The following is a 7,085-nucleotide window of genomic DNA, read 5'->3' on the forward strand; positions in this document are numbered from 1 at the left end:
CTGCTTCCATGCACCGGCCCTCACACGATCACCCGATCAGGAACCCTGTTCGACCAGCCCAGCCCCGTGATCGATAAGCGGATGACGTCTGAGTCTCGGATGCCCCCTGATCTGCTGGCGAAAGTTGTACTCACTCGGATGACAGGTGGTCGTTCCAGGCGCCGAGCACGACGCTGAGCAAGCGCCGCTGGGCCGCGATCCAGTCGACCGGCAGGTCGATCGGGACCCGCACGGTCGCCATCGAGACAAGATCGTCTTCAACTACCACCTCGGGGCAGTCGCGCTCGCCGGTGAGGTTGATGAAGACGGACGGTCCGCGCTGGACGTGCAGCCAGGCGATGTCCTCGCCGGCCTCAAGACGATCCAGGGCCTCGCTCCATGCATTTAGCCGTGACCGCCACAGCGAGAGGTCCAGGCGTCCGGCAACGAACGGTGTGTCAACGACGATCTCCGCGGCCAGCCCTCCAGACACGCCCAGAAGAGGTCCGAGCACCGTGATGCGGACACGGTTGCCCTCGTCGTCACAGAGCAGAGCAAGATCCAACTGCCCAGTTGTTGCCAAGTCGCCCCCCACGAAGATGAGGCGATCTTGGCGCACGTCGGATCAACTAGCCAGCCTTCTGGGTCTGCGTCGAATCATTCCGTTAGGAGTTCTAAGGACCCGCCGGAAAATAAAGTGTGGGTTTTCGAGCAGACGTCGCAGGTCAGCGTGCCCTCCACCTACATGTTGTTCTCCGGCGGGCCCTAAGGGTCCGTAAAGAATCAACACGGTGGTTTTGTCTCTGTCGTGAGGGCGATTCCGTGTGCGGTTGCGTAGACGTGGAGGCCGGCGAGGGTGGTCAGGTGTGTCGTTGCGGGGCCGGGGGTGTGGCCGTGCTGGTCCATGAGCTGTCTGATCTCGCCGGTGGCCTCGCGGATGGTGTCCTTGCTGACGGTGAACAGGCGGGCGAGCACGGTGGGCGACAGGCCAAGGCGCTGGTGCAGCACGGTGGCCAGGACGCGGTCGGCCAGGTCGAGTTTGGCTTTGCGGCCGCCGCCCGGGGCTCGGCGTCGGGTGTCTCCGTCGCGTCGGGTAGTGCGGTCCGGGGCGTGGAGCGCCTGCCAGGGCGAGGCCAGGGCTGTGGTCAGTTCGGTTAGTTGGGTGCTGGTCATACCGGTCAGGGCGGGGTGTGCCAGGGCCTCGCGGCCGAGGCAGGGGGTTGATTTGCCGGGGTTCGTCGGCTCGGTAGGCCGTGGGTGCACGGTGTAGTTCCATTCCCCGTGGAAGGCATGGCCGGTCAGTGGCACCGCGTTCAGTTCAGCGTCGCTGACCTTCACTCCCGTGGGATAGCTGCCGGGGTCGAGTTCGGCGTGGACGGTGAGCCCAGTGCGGTTGGTCGTCGCAGCGATGCTTTGCACGACGACCTCGTAGCTGGTCAGCGGTCTGCCACGCCAGTTCATCGTGATCGCGGAGAACAGCCGGTGCTCGATCCGATTCCATTTCGACGTGCCCGGCGGCATATGGCAGACCGTGACCGCCAAGCGCGTCTCGGCGGCGAAGCCGGCGAGTTCGGTCTTGAAGGCCCTCGTGCGGTAGCCGTTGGAGCCACCCGCGTCGGCGGTGATCAGCAGACGGGTGGCGTCAGGGTAGTCGAGACGTCCCTGCCCGTTCCACCAGCGGCGGATCGATTCGACCGCGAAGGTCGCGGTGTCGTGATCCGTACCGACGTTCACCCAGCCGGTGCCCGCCGCCAGGTCGTAGATGCCGTAGGGCAGGGCCTTGCCCAGCGCGTCACCGGGGAAGTCATGAACGTCGACCCGCACGGGTTCACCGGCCGGCCGCCATTGACGTCCCGCGTTCTTGAACTCCCCGACGACTTCTTTCTTTTTCGTGTCCACACTGACCACCGGCTCGCCGTTCGCCTGATGGTCTTTGGCCTGGTCGTTGATGTACCGGAACTGCGCGTCCCGGTCGGGGTGTTGTGCACCTTCAAGGGTCTTGGCGTTGGCCTGCAGACTGAAGCCGTTCTCCCGCAGCAGCCGCCCCACGGTCGGCGCTGAAGCGGCGTGGCCCTGCCGCGTCAGCGCCCCGGCAAGAGACCGCAGCGACTTGGTCGTCCACCGCAGCGGCGACATCGGATCGCCCCGCTCGTCCGGCTCCACCAGGGCCAGCAGAGCCGGAACGAGCAGCGGATCAAGTTCCTCTGCGCTCTTGCGACCGCCGCCGCCCCGGCGGACCCGGCCATCGGGCAAGGGATCCTCACCGCCCTCCAGCTCGAAGACTCCCTTGCGTACCGTCGTCTCGCTCACCCCCGCGGCACGGGCGACGGTCCTCACCCCACCGTGTCCCAGCAGCCGGGCCTCGGCGGCCAGCGCCAGCCGCTGCTGCCGCTCATTCAAGTGCGGGAACAACACCCCGAATCTCAGGGCGAGTTGGTCACGAACCTCGCTCGGTATGCGCATAACACACCAACGACAGAGGCACCGTGAAGCAACGTGTTGATTCTTTACGGACCCTAAGGGCGTGCAGATCTTTAACTCGTCGTTTTGACCTTGGTTGGGGTGGGGTTGGAAGCGAGGAACGTTGTGACGTCGGCTGGTGTGCGGAAGCGGGCGGTTGAGGTGTCGACGTGGTGGCCGTGTGTTTCCAGGAGTGGGCGGACTTCCTGTTTCGCTCGGCTGATGGTCATGGCGGTGACGCCGAAGAGTTGCCCGAGGAGGTCCATGGTGGCGAGTTTGCGCAGGTGGAGCACGGTGGCCAGGACCCGGTCGGCTGGGGTGAGCTTGGCTTTGGCGCCTGTGCCGGGGGCGACCATGCGCTCGTGACCGCGGCGCGTGCGGAGCACTTGCTCGCGTTGGACCTCCAGCGCGGGAGTCAGCGCGTCGATGAGGTTGCTGAACTGCTGGCGGGTCATGCCGGTCAATTCAGGATCCTGCAGCGCATGCTGCGTGAGTGTGGGCGCCCTGTTCGCTGCGGCCCGGCCTGACGGGTTGTTGGCCGCCGTCACGTCCAGCGGCTGCTGAGGGTGGAGGCCCAGGAAGGCGAGAAAGTGGCTGCCCTTGCGTTCATAGCGAACGGTGAGACGGCGGTAACCGAACAACCAGGCGATCGACCTCTCGATCTTCCAGCGGTGTCGGCCGAGCCGCTCGCCGGACTCAATGCCCGGGCGCGCGATGCGTGCGATGAATCCTCGGGAGCGTAGCCAGGCAAGATGCTCGGCGGAGTAGTACGCCTTGTCGGCGCGGACCTTGACCGGTCGCCGTCGTCGTGGCCCGCGCCGGGAGCGTACGGCGGGGACGCCCAGGAGCAGTGGCTTGAACGCCTGGCTGTCATGCACGTTCGCACCGGACACTGCGACGGCCAGCGGGACGCCCTGCGCTTCGGACAGCACATGCAGCTTGCTGCCCTTTTTGCCGCGATCGACCGGGTTCGGCCCGGTCAGCGCGCCCCCCTTTTCGCGCGGACGGACGCGGCGTCGATGATCGCTGAGGTCCAGTCCAGCGCACCTTTGGCACCGAGTTCGTCCAGGACCGCCCGGTGCAGCCGGCGCCATAGACCGGCCCTGGTCCACGCCGCGAACCGGCGATGCGCGGTGGCAGGCGAGGTGCCGAACGTCGGCGGTAGATACCGCCAGGCGCAACCGCTGGTCAGCACGTACACCACCGCCGTGAACACTTTCCGATCCGCCACCGGTACCGTCCCGCCACCCTGCTGTCTGGGCCGAAACGGTGGTATCAGTGGCGCGGCAATCTTCCACAGTCCATCGGGGACCAGGTCCCGCGCAAGATCCACAGCCATAGCGGACGATCATGCCCCACACGGGGCCTGTGGCCCGTCCTCGGGGCAGTGCGGGAATAGCAGTTGGCCGTCGAGCCCCACGGCTTCTAACCTGCACAAATGACCGAAGACGGCCGCGCGGTACGCGTGGGAGACACCGGACCGCGAGCAGTCCACCTGCTCTTCTCCGAGCTGGCAAGACCGTTCGAGGACGACCCCACACTCGACTTCGTCGTGAAAGCTCGCGGGCAATGGGTCAGTATCGAGACCCTGGTTCGGACGTGGCACGGCGACGGCCTCGACACCTTCCTCTCCTCACTGGCCGAGGATTTCCGGGGCTGGGAAGGCGCGCGCGTCTGGCGCTCTCTGGAACGCGACCTGACGATCTCGGCGGAACACTACTCGGGCGGTTACGTACACCTGACGTGGGGCATCCACGATCGGCCTCCGTCCGAGGAGTGGCGCTTCGAGACCACCACCGTGCATGCGGCTGGCGAGGAAATGCGAAACCTCGCGGCCGAGCTCCACACGTTTCTCGCGAGCACGGTCGAGTAGCTGGGGCAACACCACGTGAGACAACCTCTTAGACCGTGTCCTATGTGGTGATCGCTCGTTGGTTTGTGTATGGGGCGGGGTACGTGGAGTTGGATTGTTCCGGACGGGCTGTGGGAGATCGCCGAGCCGCTGATCCCACCGTCGAAGGTGCGGCAGCAGGGCGGGGGAACGCAGGACACGCCTGATGAGACGTTGTTCGCGGCGATTATCTACGTGCTGGTCAGCGGTTGTGCCTGGAGGGCTCTGCCGCCCTGTTTCGGGATATCGAAGTCGACCGCCCACCGCCGGTTCCTGATCTGGTCGAGAGCCGGCGTCTGGGGCCGCCTGCACGAGGCGGTGCTTCACCGGTTCGATGACGCTGGCCTCATCGACGTCTCGCGTGTGGTCCTCGACTCCGCTCACGTGAGGGCTAAAAAGGGGGCGAACTCACAGGTCCGAGCCCCGTGGACCGGGGCAAGCCGGGTTCCAAGATGCACGTCCTGTCGGACGCGAACGGGCTGCCCCTGGTCGTCGGCGTCTCGGCCGGCAACACCCACGACAGCGAAGGGCTTAAGCCCATGGTCGAGGGTCACCAAACGAGACAGGGTGCGGATCCTTTCGAGGGATAGCTGAGCTGGGAAGATGCTGATTGACGTGTGGGCGTTGTCGTCGTACTTCTACCGTGGCGAGGTGGAGGTGGGGCGCGATGGTGTCGTTGCCGGAAGAACTCCAGGCGCGGGAGACCGCGGCTCGACAGCGGGTGGAAGAACTCCAGGCCGAGGCTGCGGAGGTGGCTGTCCGGCTGGAGAGGGCCCGGGCTGATCTGTCACGGTTGGAGATCACGCGGGAGACCGTGATGGAGGTGCTGGCGGAGTTGTCGGTTGCGGACGTGGCGCCGGCGGTGGAGGCGCACGATGTTCCGGAACCCAGGGAAACGCCGGCTCCTCACGGTATCGGGGTAATGGCGGTGCCGCCGTGGCGGGAGGGCCTGGTCGCTGGGGTGCTGCCGGACGTGTACCGGGACATCGTGGAGATCGTCGCTGATGCGAGAGGTGCGTTGCAGGCCAAGCAGATCGTGCCGCGGATCGGGCTGGAGGCCACCACGGCGAAGATCGAGGGGACGCGGGGGAAGCTGAAGCGTCTGGTGGAGCGGGGCTGGCTGGACGAGGACACGCCGGGACGGTTCACCCTCGCCCGCCATGACGGGGACGCCGGCCACGTCAACTCCCGGTGACCAAGGGGCTCTTCTCCGTAGATTCGAAGGTGCCAACCGAACGAACCGCAAGAAGAGCCGAAGAAGAGCCCCAGATGGAACCCTATGACGCCTTACTCGAGCCTGATGGGTATGCCGCCTCCCGTGATGCCTTCGAACGCCTCGTCTCGACATTGGCCGGCGCCCCGGCGCGGAATATGGCCCATGACGAGCTGGAGGGCCTGCTCGAACAGCAAGGACGCGAACTGCTGCGGCAGTTGATGCAGGATCACCTCGACCTGCGGGCGAGGACGGAAGAAACGGCGGCCCGTATCAGCGCCGGACGGCCGGTGGTGTGCGGGCCGGAAGGACGGCCGCGGACCTGGCGGGAGAGCAACCATCCCCGCTGGCTGACCTGCGTGTTCGGGCCGGTGCGGGTGACCAGGATCGCCTATCGCGGCCGGGGCCTGTCCAACGTGCATCCGGCGGATGAAGCGTTGTCACTGCCTGCCGGCCGGCACTCGCGCGGCCTGGCCCGGCTCGCGGTCCTGGAAGCCGTGAGAGGCTCCTTCGACCAGGCCCAGGCCGCGATCGAGCGACGATGCGGAAGAGTGCTGGGCAAGCGCCGTCTTAAAGAGCTGGTGGTCGCCGCGGCCGTTGATATCGCCGCCTACTACACGGTGAAGATCCCCGCCCCGTGCACCCGCGAGATGCCGGTGGTCCTCCAGGTCGACGGCAAAGGCGTGGTGATGCGCCCCGAAGCCCTGCGCGAGGCCACCCGCCGGGCGGCGGCCAAGACCGCGGCGGCCGGACGGCGGGGGCGGCTGGCTCCGGGGGAGAAACCCAACCGCAAGCGCATGGCGACGGTGGCCTGCGTCTTCGACACCGCACCCGCCCCACGCCGGCCGCACGACATCGTGCATCCGCCCGGCGGCCGCAGCGAGAGCCGGCCGCCGAGGCCGGGTCCGAAAGCGGAGCGCAAATGGTGCACCGCCTCGGTGATCCGTCCTCCGGAGCAGGTCATCACTGACGCCTTCGACCAGGCCCAGGCCCGTGACCCGCAGCATCTGCGGGACTGGATCGTGCTCGTCGACGGCGCCCGCCACCAACTCGACCTGATCCAGGACGAAGCCGCCCGCCGCGACATCCGCCTGCACGTCCTGCTCGACTTCGTGCACGTTGCCGAGTACTGCTGGACGGCAGCACACGCCTTCCACTCGGCCGGCAGCCGGGAGGCCGAGACCTGGGCCGCGGACAAACTCACCGCGATCCTCGCCGGACACGCCGACCGCGCCGCCGCCGAGATGACCGCCCAGGCCGCAGCCGAACGGCTTCCCGCCACCCGTCGCGAGGCCGTCACCACCTGCCACCGCTACCTCACCGGCCACCTTGACCAGCTTCACTACGACACTGCGCTCGCGGCCGGCTGGCCGATCGCCACCGGCGCCGTCGAAGGCGCCTGCCGCCACCTGATCGCCGACCGCCTCGACATCACCGGCGCCCGATGGTGTCGGCGTACACGTGAACGTACACAGCCGCGTACGGATGAACGTGCTCAGTTCTTGATGCGGTGAGGCCGGCGCGTCGGCATTCTGCTTCTGT

General features: G+C 67.1%; 5 protein-coding genes and 3 pseudogenes. 4 read left to right on the forward strand and 4 right to left on the reverse strand.

From position 1 onward, the window contains the following. Positions 1 to 130: 130 nt before the first annotated feature. The 4 genes and pseudogenes from ACIRB1_RS47015 to ACIRB1_RS47030 all read right to left on the reverse strand — a co-directional run. Positions 131 to 544, reverse strand: a complete 414-nt coding sequence (locus tag ACIRB1_RS47015) for a DUF5959 family protein (RefSeq protein ID WP_403470112.1) — start codon at positions 542 to 544, stop codon at positions 131 to 133. A gap of 218 nt (positions 545 to 762) precedes the next feature. Continuing rightward, positions 763 to 2,442 (reverse strand): ISAzo13 family transposase, encoded by a 1,680-nt coding sequence (locus ACIRB1_RS47020; RefSeq protein ID WP_403470113.1) that lies wholly within the window; start codon positions 2,440 to 2,442, stop codon positions 763 to 765. Between the two features lie 71 nt (positions 2,443 to 2,513). Next, positions 2,514 to 2,894, reverse strand: a complete 381-nt coding sequence (locus tag ACIRB1_RS47025) for a transposase family protein (RefSeq protein ID WP_403470116.1) — start codon at positions 2,892 to 2,894, stop codon at positions 2,514 to 2,516. A 114-nt stretch (positions 2,895 to 3,008) separates the two neighbouring features. After that, a pseudogene (locus ACIRB1_RS47030) lies at positions 3,009 to 3,778 on the reverse strand (IS5 family transposase); the annotation flags it as partial. Positions 3,779 to 3,877: 99 nt separating this feature from the next. On the opposite strand from ACIRB1_RS47030, the gene ACIRB1_RS47035 reads away from it, so the two are divergent. From ACIRB1_RS47035 to ACIRB1_RS47050, 4 genes and pseudogenes are all read left to right on the forward strand, one after another. Continuing rightward, a complete protein-coding gene (locus tag ACIRB1_RS47035; protein WP_403470114.1) occupies positions 3,878 to 4,312 on the forward strand; it encodes a DUF6228 family protein in 435 nt (144 codons plus the stop codon). A 69-nt stretch (positions 4,313 to 4,381) separates the two neighbouring features. Continuing rightward, positions 4,382 to 4,917: pseudogene (locus ACIRB1_RS47040) on the forward strand (IS5 family transposase); the annotation flags it as partial. A gap of 80 nt (positions 4,918 to 4,997) precedes the next feature. Then, a complete protein-coding gene (locus ACIRB1_RS47045) occupies positions 4,998 to 5,525 on the forward strand; it encodes a hypothetical protein (protein ID WP_403470115.1) in 528 nt (175 codons plus the stop codon). Positions 5,526 to 5,599: 74 nt separating this feature from the next. Beyond that, positions 5,600 to 6,991, forward strand: a pseudogene (locus tag ACIRB1_RS47050) (ISKra4 family transposase); the annotation flags it as partial. Positions 6,992 to 7,085: the final 94 nt, after the last annotated feature.

Source organism: Streptomyces sp. NPDC096013, assembly GCF_044763565.1.
In the GTDB taxonomy this organism is placed as follows: Bacteria; Actinomycetota; Actinomycetes; order Streptomycetales; family Streptomycetaceae; genus Streptomyces.

Excerpts from the sequence above, each read along its gene's own strand:
- ACIRB1_RS47020 (WP_403470113.1), bottom strand. The coding sequence starts at position 2,442 with ATGCGCATACCGAGCGAGGTTCGTGACCAACTCGCCCTGAGATTCGGG.
- ACIRB1_RS47025 (WP_403470116.1), bottom strand. The coding sequence starts at position 2,894 with ATGACCCGCCAGCAGTTCAGCAACCTCATCGACGCGCTGACTCCCGCG.
- ACIRB1_RS47035 (WP_403470114.1), top strand. The coding sequence starts at position 3,878 with ATGACCGAAGACGGCCGCGCGGTACGCGTGGGAGACACCGGACCGCGA.
- ACIRB1_RS47045 (WP_403470115.1), top strand. The coding sequence starts at position 4,998 with ATGGTGTCGTTGCCGGAAGAACTCCAGGCGCGGGAGACCGCGGCTCGA.